The following is a 20,682-nucleotide window of genomic DNA, read 5'->3' as shown; positions in this document are numbered from 1 at the left end:
TTCAACCTGCCCTTTCAATCCCCAGGCTTTGTAGCTAAATTCATCAAGTTAACAATCAACATTCATATTAATCACCCACATCACCATGTAAACCAGAAAATTAACCGTAGATGTCCTAAAAATAACAACGAATGTCCTAAAAAGAACAAGCTCTGGTATTTTTGTTTTATATACTTGAAGACTATAGTGGCGACGGCGCTGTTTTAGGGCAATGCTCGGAAAGCCCAGCCAAGGTTTTGTGTAGTTTTCGTTCTTTTTTGGGGTCGATTTGATTTGCTGTTTATTGCAACAAGGCCATCCCAAAAGCTGATTTTATCAATCCTTAAGAGATGGTAGTTTATTATGGGTGAGAGAATTTTGTTGGCTGGAATGTTGATGGCTTTAATGTCTTTAGGGTCTGTAGCAGCAAATGCAGCAGAAGAATATGTAGGCATAGGGTTCAAGAGAATTTTGGGTGAAGGCAAGTCAATTTTTGGAATGCCCGAGAGGGTTAGAATTTAAATTGGAGCTTATGAGTATGAAAACATTAGCACCACCTCAAGTACTGAAACAAGTTCAAGCTTAAACGCTGAGCATTTATTTGATGATGCTGGAATTTATGCTCAAAATTACTCTTGGCTGCCATCTTCATATCTTGGAACACATATCGAAGCTAAAATCTATGATGGCACTGGAACCAATGATACTAAGAATTTAATTACAACGAATTTACATTCTGAAGATTTCACATCTTATGGGGTAGGCATAGATATTTTGTCCAATTCAAGTTGGAACAAACCTATAATTGATATATTTGGAGGATTTGGAAACGAAGATTTTTTTGCAAGATTAGGTTTTGGTTATGACTTTAAAGAATCAAAACTTGTTTTTCCAGCTAATTTGAATATTAAGAGATTAATTGATTTAGGGGTTAATGATTCATTAAATCCACTTGAAACTGCATATATTGGTTTAGGTCATTATTCTGGCTTGAATGATTTGGAAAAAACTTTGAAAACAACCACCTTAGAATCGCAACCATTATGCTCAAATAGCAATAGTGTTTATGCTATAGCAAATACCTTTGATGGGAAAACATTTAGCGGTTGTATTGATAACTAGAATTTCAAAGCCCCCCCCCCACTTAAAAACATGCCAATGAATTGGTCGTTCATAAACTAACAAAGTAAAGCACCCAGAGCCAAAAAGTACCTAAGGGCGGGGGTAGATAAGGATTTTTAAAAACCTATTCCATTTGCAAAAAGCGAATTAGAACAAGGTCTCGGTGCGGGTCCATGATTGGGTGCTAGGCACCCACCCGCTGCCCTTGTAATGTCAGCACCAGCTCTCGCCCACCCGCATAATTGCGATGCTCGCCGAGATAGACGCCCTGCCAGGTGCCCAACAGTAGCTCACCAGCTGCGATGGGTATGGAGACACTAGAGCCCAGTAAACTAGCCTTTAGGTGTGCAGGCATATCGTCACTACCTTCATAGGTATGACGATAGTAGGGTTCGTTCTCTTTCACGCTGTGATTGAAATAGCTCTCGAAGTCTTGCCTTACGGTAGGGTCAGCATTTTCGTTGATGGTCAGCGAGGCCGAGCTGTGTTTGATAAACACATGCAAGAGGCCCACATCGATACTGGCTATTTCGGGTAAAGCCCGAACAATGTCATCGGTAATAATATGAAAACCGCGAGGTTTTGCTTTTAAGCTGATACTTTTTTGCAGCCACATAGCGTTGCCTTATATTCTGGTCAAGTTTGCAATATTTCGGGTTTATTTAGCCAAAGCCCCTAAGTGGATTTCTGCTAACATAGCGTTTTATTTTACAAGAGCGCCACGCCTTATGTCCTCTACTGAAAACAGCTGCGAAGCACCCAGCCTAAAACCACTCGAGGAAGCGGTAAATGAGTTATTTTCTTTGATCTCCCCAATTGAGCGGATCGAGGAAATTACTATCGAACAGGCCTCAGATAGAATCCTGGCCGAAGATATCTATTCGAGTATTGACGTACCAGGATTCGATAATTCCGCAATGGACGGGTATGCGCTGCGATTTACCGGCAAAGAAGCTGGCACACAACAGACATTTAGAAAGGTTGGCGAAGCCTTTGCTGGGCAGTCCTACCAAGGCCAGGTAGCCGAGGGCGAATGCATCCGAATAATGACGGGGGCCGAGGTTCCCTCTGAATGCGATGCCGTTGTTATGCAAGAACAGTGTACCGTTGATGGCGATCACATAGCGCTGCAGGCCACGGTGAATAGAGGAAATAACATTCGCCTCAAGGGTGATGATATTTCTGCAGGAGATGCCATCCTCCATCAAGGCGAGCGCCTAAGCCCCGCTAAACTTGGCGTCTTGGCCTCTTTGGGCGTCGCTAAGCTTTCGGTATACCAGCCAATTAGAGTGGCTATATTTGCCAGTGGTGACGAGCTCAGAGCACCTGGGGAGGATTTACAGCAGGGCTGCATCTATGAAAGCAATCGATTTGTAGTACAGAGTATGTTGGCTCGCCTTGGCATTGAAGTACTGAATCTGGGAATCATCCCAGATCAGCCCGCCGCATTAGAAAACGCCTTCCTGAAGGCCGCTGAGCATGCCGATGCCATTGTTTGCAGTGGCGGGGTATCAGTAGGAGAGGCTGATTACACTAAAGAGGTACTCGACAAGGTCGGCGAGATCTCCATGTGGAAGCTGGCAATCAAACCCGGTAAGCCCTTTGCTTTTGGCCGTGTGCAAGAGGTTCCCTTCTTTGGCTTGCCAGGAAACCCGAGCTCAGCAGCCATAACCTTTCACCAGCTTGCCCTGCCCTGCATACGTAAATTGGCTGGCGAACAACACATTGCAGATAGCTTTAGCCTGCGATTAGCCGCACCACAGGATATACGAAAACGCCCTGGCCGAACCGACTTCCAACGCGGAACACTAAAAATGAGCTCACAGGGACAATTGGAATTAAACGCGTTTTCAGCTCAAAGCTCAGGAATGCTAAGCACCCTTGCAGCCGCCAACTGCTATATCAAATTAGAACGCGAACGAGGCAACATTAAGGCCGGTGAAGAGGTGGAGGTTATCCCCTTTGACCGCTGGATTATTTAAGCTCATAGCCTGCAAGATAGAGTGAAAACACAAGGTAAATCGGGGTTAAGACAGCACCAATATAGACATGTATAATCCCGCCTTTTTATAAGATTCGTTCAGCGGCGTAAATAAAAAGGCAGCTGAGTCGTTAAGCCAAGCGAGATTTAAGCATGTCAGTTCATCAAGTACACCCAGAGCGCTATCAAGAACAATTACTTGAGAAACAACAGCGTGTTGAAGCTGATTTCGCGGAGTTTAATATACCCAAGCTTGAGGTTTTTGCCTCTAAGCCGACGCACTACCGCCAACGAGCTGAATTTAAAGCTTGGCATGAAGGCGATCAACTTCATTACGCTATGTATGCTCAAGGCGAGTACAAAAAGCCCTATATTATTGATAGTTTCCCCGTTGCCTCTGAATATATCAATGAGCTAATGGCCGCCCTGCTGCCAAAACTAAACGCCAATGAGCAATTAAAGCGTAAACTGTTTCAAATAGAGTTTCTATGCAGCCAAGCTGGCGACGGCTTAATTACTCTTATATATCACAAGCCCCTAGATGAACAATGGCAAGCCGAGGCGAAACAATTAGAGCAAGATCTTGGTTGCAGTATTCTAGGTCGTAGCAAAAAGCAGAAGATTGTTCTTAGCCGTGATCATATTTTTGAGACCCTTAAAATCAATGATCGGGAATTTCGCTATCAACAAGTGGAAAGCTCCTTCACCCAGCCAAATGCAGGCATCTGTGAAACCATGATCGAATGGGCCATCGACTGCTGCAAGGGTAGCCAGGGCCATTTGATCGAACTTTATTGCGGCAATGGTAACTTCACCATTCCTCTGGCTCAGTGCTTCGATAAAGTGCTAGCCACAGAGATTTCCAAAACCTCAGTAAAGTCGGCACAAGAAAATATGCGTTTAAATAATACGGATAATATTCAGATTGCCCGCATGAGCGCAGAAGAATTCAGCGAAGCCATGTCAGGCGTAAGACGTTTTCGCCGCTTAGAGGGTATAGATCTTAGCAGTTATGATCTAAGTACAGTTTTAGTCGATCCACCTCGCGCAGGGTTAGATAAAGATACTGAAAAAATGGTCGCCGGTTTTGACAATATTCTTTATATATCTTGCAACCCTGATACTTTAGCGGAGAATCTTAAGAGCCTCTGCCAGAGCCATCACATCGAGCGCTTCGCCCTATTTGATCAGTTTCCTTACACCCATCACATTGAATGTGGTGTCTGGCTTCGTAAAAAATAAAGTCCTAGAAGCTTTTATTGAGTAGTTTTTTAGAAGAATCCAGAACTAGATCCTCATACTGAGCTTCAAGTTCTGTCCTCTGCTGATCAAAAGCCAGTTTTTGCTTAGTAGAGAGTTTCTTCCAATCTTCTAAAATGGGTATATGCGCAGTCGCCTCTGCCAGCTTAATTAACGCTGAGTAGGGCTCAAGCTCTTCCTCAGCCAAACCTAAACTCTGCAACAATACGGAAAGCCTCATTGCGCCCTCTGTTAGGGTCATTTGCTCACTGCCCATTGCCGCCGCAATCACCTGAATACTCTTATTGATACGTTCGCGCTGCTTATCGGCTTCTTGCTTTAACTCGTCGAGCTGGGCCTCTCTACGCTGCTCCTGTTTGCGCAGCTGCAAATGTAAATAGAGTGCATAGCCGGCTAGGGAAATTACTACCAGAATTGCTAAAATAAGCAAAATAGTTAACGCTGACATGAAAAAACCATTTTAGAAAAGGTGAGCCTGAATCAAGAAAGGAATTGTGCCACAAATCTAGCCGCTGGGCATAAATATGTTAAGCACCGCAAATCCCAAACTGACAGTAAACAATGATCCTATCGTCGTGGCCGCAATAAAATTCGCCGTTAGTCTCGCATCGCCGCCCATAGCCGCCACCATCACAAAACTGGCACTGGCTGTGGGGGCAGACAAAAGCAGAAACACAATGCCAATATCCATAGCGCCGTAGCCTAAAGACCATACTATGAATACCGCCAAAAGGGGCATCAATAGCAGCTTAAAGAACAATACTAAGGCAATTACTTTGCTCTGCCCGGCCGCCAAGGACTTTACGCTCAAGCTTGCCCCTATACAAAGCAGCGCCATAGGCAAAGTTATCTGGGCTAGATAAGCCCCACTTTGTTTCAATGGGACAGGAAACAGTCCAGCCAGTGAGTTACAAACTACACCCAATACAATCGCCATAACGAGAGGGTTTTTGGCTATACGTTTAAGTAGAGAAAAAATTGAGCTTTTATCGGAGCTATTGAGGTGCCTCTCAAGTGTGAGCACAGAAAGAATATTGTAAACCACAGTGATAAAAGCGACCAGGACAGCCGCCCTGGCCAAACCCTCCTCCCCATAAGCCCCTGCGCAAAAGGATAGTCCTATAAATGCCAGATTGCTGCGAAAGCTAGATTGGCAGAACTCCCCTGCGACGGGCCTTAGCAAAGGCATAAATTTAACAAGCAGTTCAAGAAACAGATAAAACGCTATAGTAAACAGAACCAAAACCAAGCTTAAGCTAGGCGACAAAAAGCTGGCTAGATCTGTATCTAGCAGAGTAAAGAAAAATAGACAGGGCAAAAATAAATAAAATACCAACTCAGATGCTTTAGCCACGAATACATCATCAAGGTACTTAAAGTACTTAAGCAACACTCCCAGCAGCACCAGAAGGAATACGGGCGCTGTAACTGAGAGTGCCAAACTAAAAGATTCTAACATCAAGGAGTTTTCTTAGGAGCCTTTATTATCTACCGAGCCTTCCTCGATGGACCTGTCCTCAGCAGAGCCATCTTCAAGGCTTGCTCCCAATCGGACGACAGTATCATCTTGCTCAGCCTCGTTGGATTCCAACTCATCTAAATAACTTTCCGGTAGCGTCTTCTTGGTCTTGGCGCCTAGTTTCTGGATGTCTAATGTACGCTTCACCAAGTTTCCGCGCCCGCTAAACAAGCGCTTTCTCGTCGTTTCATAGGCGCCATGGGTTTTATCCAGCTGCTTACCCAAGTCGTCTAAAGATTGCAGCATCATCATAAACTGATCATGCAAAGCACCTGCCTGATCGGCAATTTTCTGAGCGTTCTTATGCTGCTTCTCATGACGCCACAAATTCTCCACAGTACGAAGCGAAGCGAGTAAAGTGGTAGGACTTACCAATACAATATGCTTGTTATAAGCATCTTGAAACAGCCGATTGTCCGCTTGCAAAGCGGCCATAAATGCCGCCTCCACTGGTACAAACAAGAATACAAAATCTAAACTTCTTATTCCCTCAAGCTTTTCATACTCCTTCAAACTCAAGCCCGAAACGTGGTTGCGAATAGATTGCACATGCTTTTTAAGGAACAGCGCTTTTTCCTGTTCATCATCACTTGAGCAATAAGCTTCGTAATCCAGCAGAGAGACTTTTGAATCAACAACAATATCTTTCTCTTGCGGCAAACGAATCAGCACATCAGGATAGCGTCGATCACCCTCTTCTGTCTGCAGCGAAATCTGGGTTTCATATTCACGCCCTCGCTGTAAACCAGACTCCTCTAAAAGCCGCTCAAGTACCAGCTCCCCCCAATTACCCTGTGTCTTTGACTCGCCCTTTAAGGCCTTGGCCAAATTAATAGCATCATTACCGATTTGCTGGGTTTGCTTTTGCAGCTCAGAGATTTTGCCGGCCAGCATATGGCGCTCAGCACTTTCTTTTTCGTGACTGGCTTCCACTTTAGCTTTAAATTCACCAAGTTGAGTTTTTAAAGGGTTGAGTAGTTGCCCTAAGGATTGCTGGCTATCACTGTTAAACTTTTTAGCTTGCTGCTCATAGATTTTCGCTGACAGAGCTTCAAACTGCGTCATCATCTGCTGTCGGCTTTGCTCAACAAATGCCATCTGAGATTGATGATGCTCTTTTTGTTCCTGTAGCTTAGTTTCGGTACTCGATAGCTGGGCCTGCAGTGTTACTAATTGCTGTTCCTTCTCAGGCATGCTTGCAAGCTGCTGCTCTAACATTTCAATTTTCTGTCTTTGCTGGACATCCTGTAATTGCAGCTCATGCTTTTGCGCAGCTAAATCCTGGCGTTCTTGCAATATACGTTCTGACTCTTTACCAAGCTCCATAAGCTGCAACTGCAGCGCATCCAGTTTTGCCAAATCTTGTTCGCGCAGTAACTCAAAGTGTTGTTGCTGTTCAAGTTTCTGCAGTGCATCTATTCGCTGAGCTTTACGATAACGCCATATACGCCACAACAATAACAACAACAGAAACACCGCCGCTGCAAAAAAAACTAAGTGGCTGGGCCAACCCAAAATACTCAGAGGAAGTGACTTCATTCTTATCCTATCTAATAACAAACATTAAAAGGGGCTTACGCTAAATTTTGGCAGCGTATTGCTAAAAGGCAGCTTAGCAATGTGCAACATAGCGAGTTAAGGTTACGCAATTAAATAATGGTGTTTCGGTAGTACGCAGCTAGATTTAAAACCCCACCCTCAAAGCCGATTAAAAACCAGTCTTACTCTATAAAAACTACCACTGACTAATTGGGCCTAGTATAACTCAGCTTGCTTTGCATGTAGCGACAAAGCCAATACAATAGAGCTTTATTGTGCGCTATAGCATAAAACCAAAGCACAGCACCCACATTGACGATAGAAACGCAAATATGAGCATTACTGCCGAATCGGCCCAGCAAATCGAAGAACTGTGCAATCAGGGCTATCAGCTCTATGATCAACAGTCCTACGAAGCAGCGCTACGCGTTTTTTATCAGGCTTGGCTCAAGCTGCCCAAACCACAATCACAATACCAGCAAGCGGCCTGGGTACTTACCGCAATAGGTGACAGCTACTACAAGCTTGGTAACTTTAGTCAGAGTATTGAAGCATTAAGCTCAGCCTTGCACTGCCCCGGCGGGCAGCTCGCCTTTATTCATACGCGCTTAGCGCAGGCCTATTATGAAACTGCCGACAAAAATAATGCAGCTCAGCACTTTCAAAAAGCAGAAGAACTAGACCCCAAGCAAACGCAAAAACTGGCGCCAAAATACCGCCTTTTCATCAAAAATACCCGCCTTAAGAGATAGTCCGTCATATTTCAATCGAATTTGGCGCTGAAATCACGTTTTTGACTTATCAATATTACCGCTCGTCAATAGCTGCATAGTCAAACTGGCTAAGCGGTCCATAGCTGCTATTTTTTGATTAAGCAAAGATTCGTGGAAAAGACATCTGCTACAGCAAGGATGCGATGTATTTCTACAGGAGAGCATTAAACGAGGCCCATTATGAATAAAACTACAACCGCAATCGCCTTTAGCGCATTTATTTTGATTTCCGAGCCAGGTTGGAGCGCTTGCTCCGAGCCATCTCAGCCACAACTACCTAACCCTGAAACGGCAGTAACACCTGAAATGGTAAAAGCCAAGAAAGATGTAAAGCAGTATATGGCTGACGTCGACCACTATTTAAACTGCAAGCGTTTAAACACGCGCCAACACAATGCCATGGTAGATAAAATGCAAAGCCTAGCGAACAACTTCAACCAAATTATACGTGAGTATAAGCAGCGACAAGGCAGCTAATGCATTAAGAGAATTAAAAAAGGCCAGCTTTGCTGGCCTTTTTTATTAGTTAAATATTTCTATTTTTGCGTCAGCTTTTAACTGATTTTGAAACGAGGCGAAATCGCGTGCTGCTTCGGCCTGCACTACCTGTGCAGATAGCTGCTCCTTATCGCCAGCATTTACCTCGCTTGGGGCCAATTCAGTTACACCGTTCAATTGAATCAATTGCATATCTCCGTTCAGCAGAGATAACTCTTCAAATGTGGGTAAGGACATTGGCTTGATAGAAAATACCGATTTCAATAGCTGCTGCTCTACCTGGAAGTTATCCTTGCGAGACGCAATCACAACATTCCATTCGTACCCCTTAGCTTTTGCAGCAGTCTCTAAGTCATTACCCGCAGAAACTTCTGCCTGAAGGGTTTTTGCAGCTTCTTGCTGGCGAGCCAAAATTGTTTCATTACTTAGTTTTAGCTTAATCCCGGCCTCTACCTCTGCCAATGGCTTAACAGCAGGCGCCTTATAATCAGTAACCTTAACAACCGCCAACTGGGTTTCTGAGATTTCGATAGGATCACTGGTTTGACGATCTTTCAACACCTGCTCAGAGAAAATCGCTTCGAGTACCTTTGGGTTTCCTAATAAGTCTTGCGCACCAGATCGGCTCAACCATTCACTCGTTTTCAGCTCTAAGCCTAGCTCATCGGCCACTTCGCTCAAATCTTCCGCATTATAGGCCAGCTCTTCAAAGGACAAAGTGAGCTCTTCGAATTCGGCTAGAGCCTTATCCTGAATCAAGCGCTCTCGTATTTCATCTTTTACAGAATCAAAGCTTGGGGGCTGCGGCGCATCAATTTCAAGTAGCTTGATGAAGTGAACACCTGCTTCAGTGCTAACAGCACTCGACACTTGATTTTCAGACATTGCCGCCAAAGCTTCCTCGAAAGCTTCCGGGAATGTAGTACCATCAGTAAAACCTAGATCACCTCCCTGCTCGGCACTTAAGATATCATCGCTCATCGCCGCTGCGACAGCCTCAAAGGCCTCACCAGCGGCTAATTTTGCAGCGATTTCATCGACCTTAGCTTGATCAACACCATCACCTAGATCCTCTACCAAGATATGGGCTGCACGGCGACGCTCCGATCCTTCGAATACCGAAACCTCTTGCTCATGCTGCGCGAGAATTTCATCTTCGCTAATTTCTATATTCTTGGCTAACTCATTAACATCAAGCGCCACCAGCTGAGCAATGACCTGCTCCGGCCCCATATACTGAGCCGAGTTATCATTGTATTCAGCCTCTATGGCCGCCTGATCGGGCTCTGCACCTTCAGCAAAGCTTGCCTTAGGAAGAGTTACAAAATAAAAATCACGAGTTTGGCCTGCGCGAACCAAGCTACTGGTCAACTCAGAGTCTGTAGCAAAAGCGGTTAGACCGATACCTTGACGCAGCTGTACGGCAACCAACTCATCTTTCAAGATCGTTTTATAACTTGTTGGCGTATAACCTAAACTGGCCAAACGCTGGCGATACAACTGGGGGGAAAATTTCCCATCGATCTTGAAGGCTTCTTCGGCCAATAGCATTTGGTCAATACGGGCGTCCGACACCGCGACACCACTGTCTTTCGCAGCGATAATTTGTAGTTTCTGCTCAATTAACTGTTCAAGAACCGGGGTTCTCCAGCGTTCATCAGTCAAAAACTCAGCAGGCAATTGATCACCAAAGCGGTTAATCATTTGCTGCTTTTGCATCGCAATGCCACGGTTAAGCTCTGTCTCTGTGATGGCTTCACCATCGACTTGAGCGGCTTCACCCTGATTGGAGTCCGACGTAAATAGTGAATCAACACCAAACAAGACAAATGGAATTGAAATCAACACAACAAGGACAACAGCAAAAATTCCTTGCAGTTTGTTACGAAAACTCTGAATCATGGTCAGCCTGCTTATTCTTTCTTAGAGCTCACCTATCGGGGTGGCTAATTTAGTAGTGGTAATACAAACAGAAAAGGCGCGCTCTTTAAGCACGCCTTCTCGCTAAACAAATCTAACTGAGGAATTGGGTTTTAAACAAATACACTGCAGTTTAGATTTATCGAAAAACACCAATCTTAGTTAACGGCGTCTTTCAGAGCCTTACCCGCTTTGAAGCTTGGGATTTTGGCCGCTGCAATCTCGATTGGCTCACCAGTCTGTGGATTACGGCCAGTGCGTGCTGCACGATCTTTAACAGCAAAAGTACCGAAACCAACTAGTACTACCTGGTCACCTTCCTTCAAAGCACCAGTTACAGAATCTACCATAGCGTCCAATGCGCGGCCCGCAGCAGCTTTAGGAATGTCAGCAGATGCAGCGATGGCTTCGATTAATTCAGATTTGTTCACAATAACCCCTCTTACGTTACTCGGTCTGTTCGGACCCAAAGAACGCTAATCATCCTTCAGAATCCTGTCGTAGAATCTCTTTACTTTTATCAGCAGCCCGCATGGGGCAAACGAATAGCGATTTATACCAAAGCCCCGTCGGACGGGTCAAGGACAGGTTTATTAAATTTGCAAAGCCGAGCAATTTATAACCAAATTACGGTGGAATGCACGGTATTCCACAACAAATCCAAGAACTTTGCTATTCAAGCTGAACCAGCGGTGAACAGCAAAGTGCAATAGGAAACTCACAATCGCTTAATTTTCACTCAACAATTAATGGGTTTTAGCTGACTCTTGTTTTAGGCCACCTTCGAGCTTTTCACGCAATTTGGCATATTCCTCATCACTATATGGCTTAGGTACATCCTGCAAAGCTACCTTCAGAACTTCATCGATCCACTTAACGGGCACAATGTCTAAATCAGCCTTAATATTGTCAGGAATTTCCTTTAAATCGCGCTCATTACCCGCTGGGATAACAACCGTTTTAATACCACCGCGGTGAGCCGCCAGTAGCTTTTCTTTCAAACCACCAATACGTAGCACTTCGCCACGCAATGTGATCTCACCCGTCATTGCCACATCGGCTTTTACCGGTATATTGCTGTAAACTGATACCAAGGCTGTTGCCATTGCAATGCCAGCGCTTGGGCCATCTTTAGGAGTGGCACCCTCTGGAACATGGATGTGAATATCTGAGGTCTCGTGAAAATCCGGTAGAATACCTAAATTCTGACTCCGGGCTCTCACTACTGTGGTAGCCGCCTGAATCGACTCCTGCATGACATCACCCAAGGAGCCAGTTTTAACCATACGCCCCTTACCGGGTACGGTAGAAGCTTCAATGGTTAATAACTCGCCACCGACCTGCGTCCAAGCCAAACCAGTTACCTGGCCAACTTGATTTTGCTCATCAGCCACTCCAAAATCAAAGCTGCGCACACCTAAGTAATGCTCTAGTTTATCCGCGTCAACGGTTACAGAGCCTTTCACTTCGTCTTTAACGATCTCTTTAACAACCTTACGGCACACCTTAGCCACTTCGCGATCAAGGCCACGTACACCGGCTTCACGGGTGTAATAGCGAATAACATCGCGAACCGCATCAGAATCTACGTTAATCTCGCTCTCTTTCAAACCATTAGCTTTCATCTGCTTTGGAATTAAATAGCGCTCAGCGATGTTAACTTTTTCATCTTCGGTATAACCTGGAAGGCGAATCACTTCCATTCGATCAAGCAATGGCCCAGGAATATTCATAGAGTTCGATGTACAAACAAACATCACATCCGACAGATCGTAATCCACCTCAAGATAGTGGTCGTTGAATGCTTTGTTTTGCTCTGGATCTAAAACCTCTAGCAGTGCTGACGCCGGGTCACCACGGTGATCCATACCCATTTTGTCGATTTCATCCAATAAAAACAGAGGATTTTTAACACCTGCCTTTGAAATTTTTTGGATTAACTTGCCAGGTAGAGAACCAATATAAGTACGGCGGTGACCACGTATTTCCGCTTCATCACGTACGCCACCCAAAGCCATACGTACATACTCGCGATTAGTCGCACGCGCAATTGACTCACCCAGAGAGGTTTTACCTACACCGGGAGGCCCCACCAAACAAAGCACCGGCCCCTTGATTTTCTTAACGCGTTTTTGAACCGCCAAGTATTCAAGAATTCTGTCTTTAACTTCTTCCAGTCCGTAATGATCGTCATTTAGAATTTTTTCGGCTCGAACTAAATCGTGACGTACTTTACTGCGCTTTTTCCAAGGTAAATTCACGATCCAGTCTAAATAAGAACGCACAACAGAGGCTTCAGCCGACATAGGAGACATCAACTTAAGCTTGGAAAGCTCAGACATCGCCTTGCTCTCAGCTTCTTTGCTCATACCACTGTCACTGATTTTTTGCTCTAACTCTTCAGCCTCATTAGGCTCGTCGCCCATATCACCCAGCTCTTTTTGAATCGCCTTCATCTGCTCATTCAAATAGTATTCACGCTGGCTTTTTTCCATCTGCTTTTTAACGCGGCCACGGATACGCTTTTCCACTTGGAAAAGATCGGACTCGGCTTCCATTAAAGCAAGCAAATGTTCGATACGAACCTGAATATCCGCGATTTCAAGAATCTCTTGCTTCTGAGGCAACTCCAAGGTCATGTGAGCCGCTATCGTGTCTGCAAAACGCCCCGGCTCGTCAATACCCGATAGCGAGGTAACCACCTCAGCCGGTATTTTTTTGTTCATATTGACGTATTGCTCGAACTGAGCCATAGCTGTTCTTATCAGCACATCGGCAGAACGCTCTTCGATTTCGTCTACCTCAAGAGCCTCGACTTCTACCAAGTAGTGATTATCCTCTTCGCGCATGGCCTTAATGGAAGCTCGATTGGAGCCTTCAACCAGCACTTTAACCGTGCCGTCAGGAAGCTTAAGCAACTGCAGCACCGAGGCAATGGTGCCCACCTCGTAGATACCGTCAATATTGGGGTCATCTTCCCCAGCATCTTTTTGGGCTACAAGCATTACTTGCTTATCAGCCGCCATGGCAACCTCAAGAGCCTCAATAGACTTCTCGCGGCCAACAAACAACGGCACGACCATATGGGGGTAAACCACCACGTCACGCAGGGGTAATAGTGGCAACTCTAGAGAATTGGTGCTTACTTCACTGCTCTGTTCCATCTATGCCTCTTTGGAATCTCTACATTTCACCATCAGTATTCCAGCACCGTAAAGCGCCGGTCTTTTGGCCTTATATTCCTATCATTGGGGCTACTTAGCAAATTACAAGCCAGTAAAACTGCCTTTAGGCGCCATTTAGCCCAACCAGCACCGCATGCGCTACCAATAAATCTATGCAAACTGGAGGCACAAAAAAGGGGTGACTAGCACCCCTTTTTACTAAGCTTTCTAAACGACTACTCTTCCGCTGCCGCGGCCTGCTCGTTGGTCTCGTAAACCAATAAGGGTTCAGACTCCCCCTTAATAACCGACTCATCAACCACGACTTTAACAACACTATCCTCAGATGGAATTCGATACATTGTATCGAGCAATACAGATTCCATAATAGAACGTAAGCCACGAGCACCGGTTTTGCGCACCATAGCCTTATTAGCAACAGCTTCCAGGGCATCTGGGCGAAAATCGATTTCAACGTCTTCCATCTCAAACAGTTTATTGTACTGCCTGGTCAAAGAGTTTTTAGGCTCTGTCAAAATCTGTACAAGTGCGGCGATATCTAACTCTTCCAAAGTCGCAATAACCGGCAATCGACCCACGAATTCAGGGATCAAGCCGTATTTCACCAAATCTTCTGGCTCTAACTCATGCAGAGTTTCGCCAAAATCCTTGTCATCAGCTTTGCTCTTAACCTCCGCAGAGAAACCAATGCCGCCCTTCTCAGAGCGATCTCTAATAACCTTATCTAGGCCCGCAAATGCACCACCACAGATAAATAAGATATTAGAGGTATCTACCTGCAAGAACTCTTGCTGAGGGTGCTTGCGTCCACCCTGAGGCGGTACAGAAGCAACCGTACCCTCGATAAGCTTCAACAATGCCTGCTGAACACCCTCACCAGACACATCGCGGGTGATGGAAGGATTGTCAGACTTGCGAGAAATCTTATCGATTTCATCGATGTAGACAATACCACGCTGGGCCTTGTCGACATCATAGTCACACTTTTGCAATAGCTTCTGAATAATATTTTCAACATCTTCACCGACATAACCCGCTTCGGTTAATGTCGTTGCATCAGCAATGGTGAATGGGACGTTTAGCAGTCGAGCTAGAGTCTCAGCCAGTAGGGTTTTACCGCTACCGGTTGGGCCCACAAGCAAAATATTACTCTTGCTTAACTCAACTTCATCTTTGTCTTTTTTCTTCTCGCCGATCTGCAGGCGCTTGTAGTGGTTATAAACCGCTACCGCCAAGACTTTTTTGGCGCGCTTTTGACCAATAACATATTGATCAAGAATTGACGAAATCTCTTGCGGGGTAGGCAAAGCATCAGAGTTACCCTCTACGGCCGCCTCTTGGATTTCCTCGCGAATAATATCGTTGCACAAATCAACGCATTCATCACAGATAAATACCGACGGACCAGCGATCAGTTTGCGAACTTCATGCTGGCTTTTACCACAGAATGAGCAATACAGCAGTTTGCCGTTGTCATCCCCATTTTCATTTGTGTGATCGGTCATCAAACCACTCCACTTTTGACCTTGTAATTATGGCCCTTTCTCTTCAAGAAAGTTTCACGAAAGATCGCCTTGGGCAACCTTTTGTCTTTAAAATCGTATAAACGGATGTCTTATACGATATACCGGAATCAAATCCGGCGCCTGCCATAATATGTGTTCGTACAGACAAGATGAGTGCTTTCACTGGCTTTTTCAAGCCCACCTTAGTCTTAGAAAGATAAATGGCGCACCATTCAACATTTATAATGCAATGCTGCTTAACGAGCGCTCAACACCTGATCGACCAAACCGTACTCTTGAGACTCTTCAGCGCTCATAAAGTTATCACGCTCAGTGTCTTCTGCTATTTGATCGACCGACTTGCCGGTATTTTTAGCTAATATTTCGTTTAAACGCTGCCTGATCTTCAAGATCTCCTGCGCCTGAATATGAATATCGGTTGCCTGACCTTGAGCACCACCGCTTGGTTGGTGAATCATAGTACGGGCATTCGGCAAGCAGAAACGCTTACCAGGCGCACCAGAGCTCAATAGAAATGAACCCATGCTACACGCCTGACCAATACACATGGTGCTCACATCCGGCTTAATAAACTGCATAGTATCGTAGATTGACATGCCAGCTGTAACCGAGCCACCTGGAGAATTGATATATAGATGAATATCCTTGTCTGGGTTTTCAGCTTCCAAGAACAACAACTGAGCGACCACCAAATTGGCCATATGATCTTCTACCTGGCCAACCAGAAAGATGACTCGTTCTTTTAAAAGGCGGGAATAGATGTCATAAGAACGCTCACCACGAGAGGTTTGTTCAACCACCATGGGTACCAAGCCACTGGCTACTGGAGAAAGCGGGTTAATAGTGTCGATATTGGACATTGTTATTTCAGATTCCTTATTGCTACCTGGCAAACCTAGATACGGCCGCCTGATTAACTGATTGGCTGGGCATTAGCTGCCATTGATTGTTATATCGGCCTTGGCAGCGCACACTGAAGTCCTCGGGCGTTACCGGCAATAATCTACCTTGAGCTTAACTGCAAGATCGCAACTATGCCAGTTTTCAGTCATAAAAATTCAATTATGCCTAAAGCTTAAACAAAAACGCCGGCATAATGCCGGCGTCTTGATCACGAAACGATCTAAAAATAATTACGCCTGAGCTTCAGGCTTAATTACGTCTTCGTATTCGCTCTTAACTTCTTCTACTTTGGCCTTGTCCAAGATATGGTCAACAACCTGATCTTCCAATACCGCAGACTCTACACCAGCCAACAATTCACGGTTGCTGTAATAGTAGTTAACAACCTCTTCTGGATCTTGATAAGTAGAAGCCATTTCTTCAACCATCGCCTTAACAGCGTCAGCATCTACTTTAAGCTCTTCCTTCTTAACCAACTCACCAACAATTAAGCCAAGAGAAACGCGACGCTCAGCTTGCTCAGTGAACATATCATCTGGAAGGATAGATTTCAGATCCATATTTTCAGCGGCACCGCCGAATTGCTGCATCATTTGACCGCGTAATGCGTCAATTTCAGAAGCCACAAGCGCTTTAGGCACATCAACAGAGTTGGCGTTTAACAAGCCATCCATAACCTGGGTTTTAATTTTGTTCTTAGCGGCGTTCTTTAGCTCACGCTCCATGTTGTTACGCACTTCTTCACGGAACTTCTCTTCGCCACCTTCTTCAACGCCATACTTCTTGAAGAACTCTTCATCCAATTCTGGCAATTCTATCGCCGCTACCTGGTTTACCTTAACAGTAAATTGAACCGCAGCACCTTTTAGCTCTTCAGAATGATAGTCTTCAGGGAAGGTTAGATCTAAAACAACCTCTTCACCTTTCTTGGCGCCAATTAGGCCATCTTCAAAACCAGGAATCATGCTGTTAGAACCCAACACCAATTCTTGGCCTTCAGCTTTACCGCCTTCAAACTCTTCGCCATCTTTAGTGCCAACGTAGTCGATGTTCAAGCGGTTTTCTTTAACTGCTTTGCGACGTACGTTTTTGAAAGTACCCTGCTGTTTTTGCAGAGTCTCGATCATATTAGCAATATCTTTGTCAGTAACTTCAGCTACTGGCTTATTAACTTCAATACCGGAAACATCGGCCAACTCAATTTCAGGGTAAACTTCGAAGGTCGCTACGAACTCGATATCTTTGCCTTCGCCCATTTCTTTAGGCTCAATTGCAGGTTGACCAGCAGGGTTTACACCCTCTTGCTGCACAGCTTCGTAGAAGCTGCGGCTCATCACTTCACCCAAAACTTCCTGGCGAACGCCAGCACCAAAACGCTGCTTAACTACTTTCAAAGGCACTTTACCTTTGCGGAAGCCGTTTAGGTGTACGGTTTTAGCGGCCTGCTTCAGGCGATTCTCAACTTCACTGTCGACTTGCTCTGCTGGCACGCCTACAGTCAAGCGACGCTCTAAACCGGTAGTTGTTTCGATTGAAACCTGCATGATGTTCCTCTCACAATAAGCGCTTGCGCTATTCGAGAGCGCTGAACGCAAAAAAGCCTTAGGGCAACTCCCTAAAGCCAAAATTCTCTAGAAAAATGGTGCGGACGGAGAGACTTGAACTCTCACACCTTGCGATACTAGAACCTAAATCTAGCGCGTCTACCAATTCCGCCACGTCCGCATTACTTGTGGGCTCTCGCTTCAGAAGCGATGAGCTATATTAGCACGTAAGCCTTTGATTTCAAACATTATTTTACTTGAATTCAAAGCGCTCTGCGCCAAAGGGGTGCTAATACTGCCACACTATTTTTGAAGGATCAACACCAAGAAGAAAAAATTATTAAACAATGGTCAAAATTTATAAAAGTGGACGACTTAATAGCACAATTGAGCCTTTTTTAGCCTGCAATTGCATAGAGTTTTCAGAGAAGTTTTCCCAGACAGGTAGGCAAGCTCCCTCTTGCGGCTGCAATAATAATTCCGCCGGGCCGTTTTGAATGGCAATTTCATGTAAAGCCAGCATCAAAATATTCCCAAAATTCGTATTTTGGCCAACTACAGGACATAACAGCTCAGCAAGACCCACTGTCCCAGCTTGCAAAAACCTCAAACGAAAGACCTCAAAACCATCAAATTCAACAATTCGCTCTAAATTTACCAGCTCATCGAAATGGGTATGAAGCTTGCAAACGCCCTGTTGTATACCCTGACTCACTGGAGGCTCGGCCAGTAATGCCAGTGCCTGCTCGGTATCCCAGCCATCCTGTGTCAGTACTTTTTGTCGAAACGATAAGATAAGCCGCTCGTACACCGGAGTTTGGAATTCAACAACTCTCACACCATGCAATAAGCCGTGGGGCAGCAACTTAGGCACCTGAATAACATCGCCCAAACGCAAAGGTCGCTTTGCAATAAAGGAGGTCATTTCATCGGCCAGCAGCTGTTCCTTACGCAACAGAGCCTCTGGCAACTGCTTTAGGTATTCACTTTTTGCTTGTTCGTTACTTTCTGTAAATACAGCTTGAAACTGACTTTGCAAGGCCGCATCGATTTGCTTACGTAAACCCTCATAGCGCTTTACTACAGATAAATACGCAACCTTAAATGCCTCAAAAGAAGAAAACTGCTTTTGTTTTTCAGAGCAAAAACCGAAACGCATTTGCGCGACACCATCCGGCCAGGCTGTCTCGTCGATATGACTTACAACGTAAACTTCCTGTTTTTTCTCATGCATTTCAAAATAAAGCTCGCCAAGCAAAGGACTAGAAAACGGCGCGAGAACTTTAAGTAAATTTAACTCGGTAGAAGGCTTTAACAATTCAGGGAAGAGGTAAAGCCATAAATGCACTGGCACACCGCTTTGCTGATTATCGTCAGCTAAGTGACAAACCCCACGCTGCTCATAAGCGCTATACCAAATTTCTTGCCCCCAAGGTTTTGGGATGCTGACCGTTTTGAAGACCCAAGGGCCATCAACCGCTAGGCTATTTTCCAAAGCATTTACTTGATCATTGTGCCCTTTAGCTAAATCACTAAGCAAAGCAATGGCAACCCGCCATCGCCCGTCCTGCTTATAAAGCAAGATCTGGTACACTTCTTTTTGTGACAACTCTGACCCAAGCAGCATATTTTCAAATTCAAAGCAAAAGCGATAGCTTGAGCTCAAACCTGAAGACATACACTGCTGAATATAGTCAGCGGGATTTTCTACCATTACGGACATAAAGGCGTATTCTGTTACTCAGCCTGTTGAGCACGCTCATGCTCTTCAATGATTTCTCGAGCCGAACGAAAGGCCTCAAGGCTAGCTGGCGCACCTATATAAGGGACAGCATGAAGTAAGACGGCGCGAATTTCTTCTACTGTACAGCCATTTCGCAGAGCACCACGCACATGCCCTTTCAATTCATTGGAGCATTTCATTGCTGCCAACATCGCTATAGTGACTAGGCTTCGAGTAGCACGCGGTAAATCGTCTCGATCCCAAACCGTTCCCCAAGCCGTTTCCATTACTAGCTCCTGTAAAGGGGCGTCGAAATCCGAGGTATTGTTTAGCGCTCGGTCAACAAATGGATCGCTCATTACTTCTCGGCGAATTTCCTCACCACGCTGGCGTCTACTGCTCATATTATATCTCTTGTTAGTTGCTATGGTTTTTACTCAGGTGCCCACTACTATGTATCTAAGCTATTAGGTATTTGGGCTATATTTAATAATCACCTGACCACTCTGACTATGCAGAGGCGCCATAGTTTAACAACTTACCGATAATACGACACACTCTTCTTCATTGAGGTTGCGAATGCAATGGGGGCGGCTTTGATCGAACTGATATCCCTCTCCAGCATTGAGCAATTTAACCTGGCCACCGACGGTAACCTCTAATTGCCCCGATATAATTACTCCAACAGTCATCCCATCACGCTGGTATAGACTCGGCGAAGAGCTGGCCATTTCACCTAAAGAACCCTGGTAGACCACATGGGTAACCGCAACGCCTTGGTGAGCGAAAAGGCGACGAGACTGCAATCCCTCAAACTGACGCAGCTCCATCTCTTGTACCGCAAAAAACACCGGCGCTTCGGCATCTGGGTCAAAGGTAAAAAACTCTCTTAAGGAAACCGGGAAGCCGGAAAGTATTTTTTCTAAGGAGCTGATCGAAGGGCTTACCCGCCCTTGCTCGATGGTGGAGATAACACTATTGGTAACACCTGAGCGCTTGGCTAATTCGCGCTGCGACCAACCATTGCGCTCCCTTAAAAGTTGTAATCTTCGACCTAATGGCAAACCGGCTTCAGAGTTAACAAGTTCAGGGGCATTATCTCCCGATTCAGACACAGCAACCTCTCCTAGATTGATTCGTATATCAGTATAACCTCGGAAGTCTTCGCTGAGCTAGTGTCACAGGCAGCAACTACTGATTGCCAACAAGC

Annotated in this window: 19 protein-coding genes and 1 tRNA gene; 6 read left to right on the top strand and 14 right to left on the bottom strand. The window is 45.2% G+C overall.

The genetic code is table 11. The features are described 5' to 3' along the window. Positions 1-342: 342 nt before the first annotated feature. A complete protein-coding gene (locus Q1A41_RS02890; protein ID WP_299974460.1) occupies positions 343-501 on the top strand; it encodes a hypothetical protein in 159 nt (52 codons plus the stop codon). A gap of 252 nt (positions 502-753) precedes the next feature. Next, entirely contained in the window at positions 754-1,101 is a 348-nt protein-coding gene (locus Q1A41_RS02885) for a hypothetical protein (protein WP_299974458.1), read from the top strand. 184 nt (positions 1,102-1,285) lie between these two features. Here the strand turns inward: Q1A41_RS02885 and Q1A41_RS02880 are convergent, their stop codons facing one another. Continuing rightward, positions 1,286-1,717, bottom strand: coding sequence for a secondary thiamine-phosphate synthase enzyme YjbQ (locus tag Q1A41_RS02880; protein WP_299974455.1), 432 nt, complete (start codon positions 1,715-1,717; stop codon positions 1,286-1,288). Positions 1,718-1,829: 112 nt separating this feature from the next. Here Q1A41_RS02880 and glp point away from each other — a divergent pair, with 112 nt between their 5' ends. Both glp and trmA read left to right on the top strand, forming a co-directional pair. Beyond that, complete coding sequence (gene glp / locus Q1A41_RS02875) at positions 1,830-3,083, top strand: gephyrin-like molybdotransferase Glp (RefSeq protein WP_299974452.1); 1,254 nt, start codon at positions 1,830-1,832, stop codon at positions 3,081-3,083. A gap of 152 nt (positions 3,084-3,235) precedes the next feature. Further along, positions 3,236-4,324: a tRNA (uridine(54)-C5)-methyltransferase TrmA gene (gene trmA, locus Q1A41_RS02870; protein ID WP_299974449.1), complete on the top strand. Its 1,089-nt coding sequence runs from the start codon at positions 3,236-3,238 to the stop codon at positions 4,322-4,324. A 4-nt stretch (positions 4,325-4,328) separates the two neighbouring features. On the opposite strand, the gene Q1A41_RS02865 is transcribed toward trmA, so the two are convergent. Genes Q1A41_RS02865 through rmuC form a run of 3 tightly spaced genes read right to left on the bottom strand, consistent with a single transcriptional unit; the run spans position 4,329 to position 7,400 of the window. After that, positions 4,329-4,790, bottom strand: a complete 462-nt coding sequence (locus Q1A41_RS02865) for a DUF2489 domain-containing protein (protein ID WP_299974446.1) — start codon at positions 4,788-4,790, stop codon at positions 4,329-4,331. A gap of 57 nt (positions 4,791-4,847) precedes the next feature. Continuing rightward, on the bottom strand, positions 4,848-5,801 hold the full coding sequence (locus tag Q1A41_RS02860; RefSeq protein WP_363322342.1) for an AEC family transporter: 954 nt from the start codon (positions 5,799-5,801) through the stop codon (positions 4,848-4,850). A 12-nt stretch (positions 5,802-5,813) separates the two neighbouring features. Next, entirely contained in the window at positions 5,814-7,400 is a 1,587-nt protein-coding gene (gene rmuC / locus Q1A41_RS02855) for a DNA recombination protein RmuC (protein WP_299974443.1), read from the bottom strand. Between the two features lie 332 nt (positions 7,401-7,732). On the opposite strand from rmuC, the gene Q1A41_RS02850 reads away from it, so the two are divergent. Beyond that, positions 7,733-8,152, top strand: a complete 420-nt coding sequence (locus Q1A41_RS02850) for a tetratricopeptide repeat protein (RefSeq protein WP_299974440.1) — start codon at positions 7,733-7,735, stop codon at positions 8,150-8,152. A gap of 201 nt (positions 8,153-8,353) precedes the next feature. After that, entirely contained in the window at positions 8,354-8,650 is a 297-nt protein-coding gene (locus tag Q1A41_RS02845; RefSeq protein WP_299974437.1) for a hypothetical protein, read from the top strand. A 45-nt stretch (positions 8,651-8,695) separates the two neighbouring features. Here Q1A41_RS02845 and Q1A41_RS02840 read toward each other — a convergent pair whose 3' ends face one another. From Q1A41_RS02840 to Q1A41_RS02795, 10 genes are all read right to left on the bottom strand, one after another. After that, positions 8,696-10,573 carry a SurA N-terminal domain-containing protein gene (locus Q1A41_RS02840; RefSeq protein ID WP_299974434.1) on the bottom strand — a complete coding sequence of 626 codons (1,878 nt, stop codon included), beginning with the start codon at positions 10,571-10,573 and terminating at the stop codon, positions 8,696-8,698. A 176-nt stretch (positions 10,574-10,749) separates the two neighbouring features. Beyond that, the gene (gene hupB / locus Q1A41_RS02835) at positions 10,750-11,022 is read right to left on the bottom strand and encodes a nucleoid-associated protein HU-beta (RefSeq protein ID WP_299974431.1); all 273 of its coding nucleotides are present in this window, start codon (positions 11,020-11,022) and stop codon (positions 10,750-10,752) included. A 315-nt stretch (positions 11,023-11,337) separates the two neighbouring features. Continuing rightward, positions 11,338-13,755 (bottom strand): endopeptidase La, encoded by a 2,418-nt coding sequence (gene lon, locus Q1A41_RS02830; RefSeq protein ID WP_299974428.1) that lies wholly within the window; start codon positions 13,753-13,755, stop codon positions 11,338-11,340. A gap of 236 nt (positions 13,756-13,991) precedes the next feature. Further along, positions 13,992-15,281, bottom strand: a complete 1,290-nt coding sequence (gene clpX / locus Q1A41_RS02825; protein WP_299974426.1) for an ATP-dependent Clp protease ATP-binding subunit ClpX — start codon at positions 15,279-15,281, stop codon at positions 13,992-13,994. A 257-nt stretch (positions 15,282-15,538) separates the two neighbouring features. After that, positions 15,539-16,162 carry an ATP-dependent Clp endopeptidase proteolytic subunit ClpP gene (clpP, locus tag Q1A41_RS02820; protein ID WP_299772256.1) on the bottom strand — a complete coding sequence of 208 codons (624 nt, stop codon included), beginning with the start codon at positions 16,160-16,162 and terminating at the stop codon, positions 15,539-15,541. 273 nt (positions 16,163-16,435) lie between these two features. After that, positions 16,436-17,749 carry a trigger factor gene (tig, locus tag Q1A41_RS02815; RefSeq protein ID WP_299974423.1) on the bottom strand — a complete coding sequence of 438 codons (1,314 nt, stop codon included), beginning with the start codon at positions 17,747-17,749 and terminating at the stop codon, positions 16,436-16,438. Between the two features lie 96 nt (positions 17,750-17,845). Further along, positions 17,846-17,930, bottom strand: a tRNA-Leu gene (locus tag Q1A41_RS02810). Positions 17,931-18,107: 177 nt separating this feature from the next. Next, a complete protein-coding gene (locus Q1A41_RS02805; RefSeq protein WP_299974420.1) occupies positions 18,108-19,472 on the bottom strand; it encodes a hypothetical protein in 1,365 nt (454 codons plus the stop codon). 14 nt (positions 19,473-19,486) lie between these two features. Beyond that, positions 19,487-19,876, bottom strand: coding sequence for a carboxymuconolactone decarboxylase family protein (locus tag Q1A41_RS02800; RefSeq protein WP_299974417.1), 390 nt, complete (start codon positions 19,874-19,876; stop codon positions 19,487-19,489). A gap of 126 nt (positions 19,877-20,002) precedes the next feature. Further along, positions 20,003-20,587, bottom strand: coding sequence for a helix-turn-helix domain-containing protein (locus Q1A41_RS02795; RefSeq protein WP_299974414.1), 585 nt, complete (start codon positions 20,585-20,587; stop codon positions 20,003-20,005). Positions 20,588-20,682: the final 95 nt, after the last annotated feature.

Source organism: uncultured Pseudoteredinibacter sp. (assembly GCF_947502065.1).
Classification (GTDB): domain Bacteria; phylum Pseudomonadota; class Gammaproteobacteria; order Pseudomonadales; family Cellvibrionaceae; genus Pseudoteredinibacter.
Note: the sequence above shows the minus strand (reverse complement) of the source record. Positions and strands in the feature narration are given on the sequence as shown.

Coding starts and splice junctions, on each gene's coding strand:
- Q1A41_RS02860 (WP_363322342.1), bottom strand. CDS start 5,801: ATGTTAGAATCTTTTAGTTTGGCACTCTCAGTTACAGCGCCCGTATTC.
- Q1A41_RS02800 (WP_299974417.1), bottom strand. CDS start 19,876: ATGAGCAGTAGACGCCAGCGTGGTGAGGAAATTCGCCGAGAAGTAATG.
- Q1A41_RS02805 (WP_299974420.1), bottom strand. CDS start 19,472: ATGTCCGTAATGGTAGAAAATCCCGCTGACTATATTCAGCAGTGTATG.
- rmuC (WP_299974443.1), bottom strand. CDS start 7,400: ATGAAGTCACTTCCTCTGAGTATTTTGGGTTGGCCCAGCCACTTAGTT.
- clpP (WP_299772256.1), bottom strand. CDS start 16,162: ATGTCCAATATCGACACTATTAACCCGCTTTCTCCAGTAGCCAGTGGC.
- Q1A41_RS02840 (WP_299974434.1), bottom strand. CDS start 10,573: ATGATTCAGAGTTTTCGTAACAAACTGCAAGGAATTTTTGCTGTTGTC.
- clpX (WP_299974426.1), bottom strand. CDS start 15,281: ATGACCGATCACACAAATGAAAATGGGGATGACAACGGCAAACTGCTG.
- glp (WP_299974452.1), top strand. CDS start 1,830: ATGTCCTCTACTGAAAACAGCTGCGAAGCACCCAGCCTAAAACCACTC.
- trmA (WP_299974449.1), top strand. CDS start 3,236: ATGTCAGTTCATCAAGTACACCCAGAGCGCTATCAAGAACAATTACTT.
- Q1A41_RS02845 (WP_299974437.1), top strand. CDS start 8,354: ATGAATAAAACTACAACCGCAATCGCCTTTAGCGCATTTATTTTGATT.
- Q1A41_RS02880 (WP_299974455.1), bottom strand. CDS start 1,717: ATGTGGCTGCAAAAAAGTATCAGCTTAAAAGCAAAACCTCGCGGTTTT.
- Q1A41_RS02890 (WP_299974460.1), top strand. CDS start 343: ATGGGTGAGAGAATTTTGTTGGCTGGAATGTTGATGGCTTTAATGTCT.
- lon (WP_299974428.1), bottom strand. CDS start 13,755: ATGGAACAGAGCAGTGAAGTAAGCACCAATTCTCTAGAGTTGCCACTA.
- Q1A41_RS02865 (WP_299974446.1), bottom strand. CDS start 4,790: ATGTCAGCGTTAACTATTTTGCTTATTTTAGCAATTCTGGTAGTAATT.
- Q1A41_RS02850 (WP_299974440.1), top strand. CDS start 7,733: ATGAGCATTACTGCCGAATCGGCCCAGCAAATCGAAGAACTGTGCAAT.
- tig (WP_299974423.1), bottom strand. CDS start 17,749: ATGCAGGTTTCAATCGAAACAACTACCGGTTTAGAGCGTCGCTTGACT.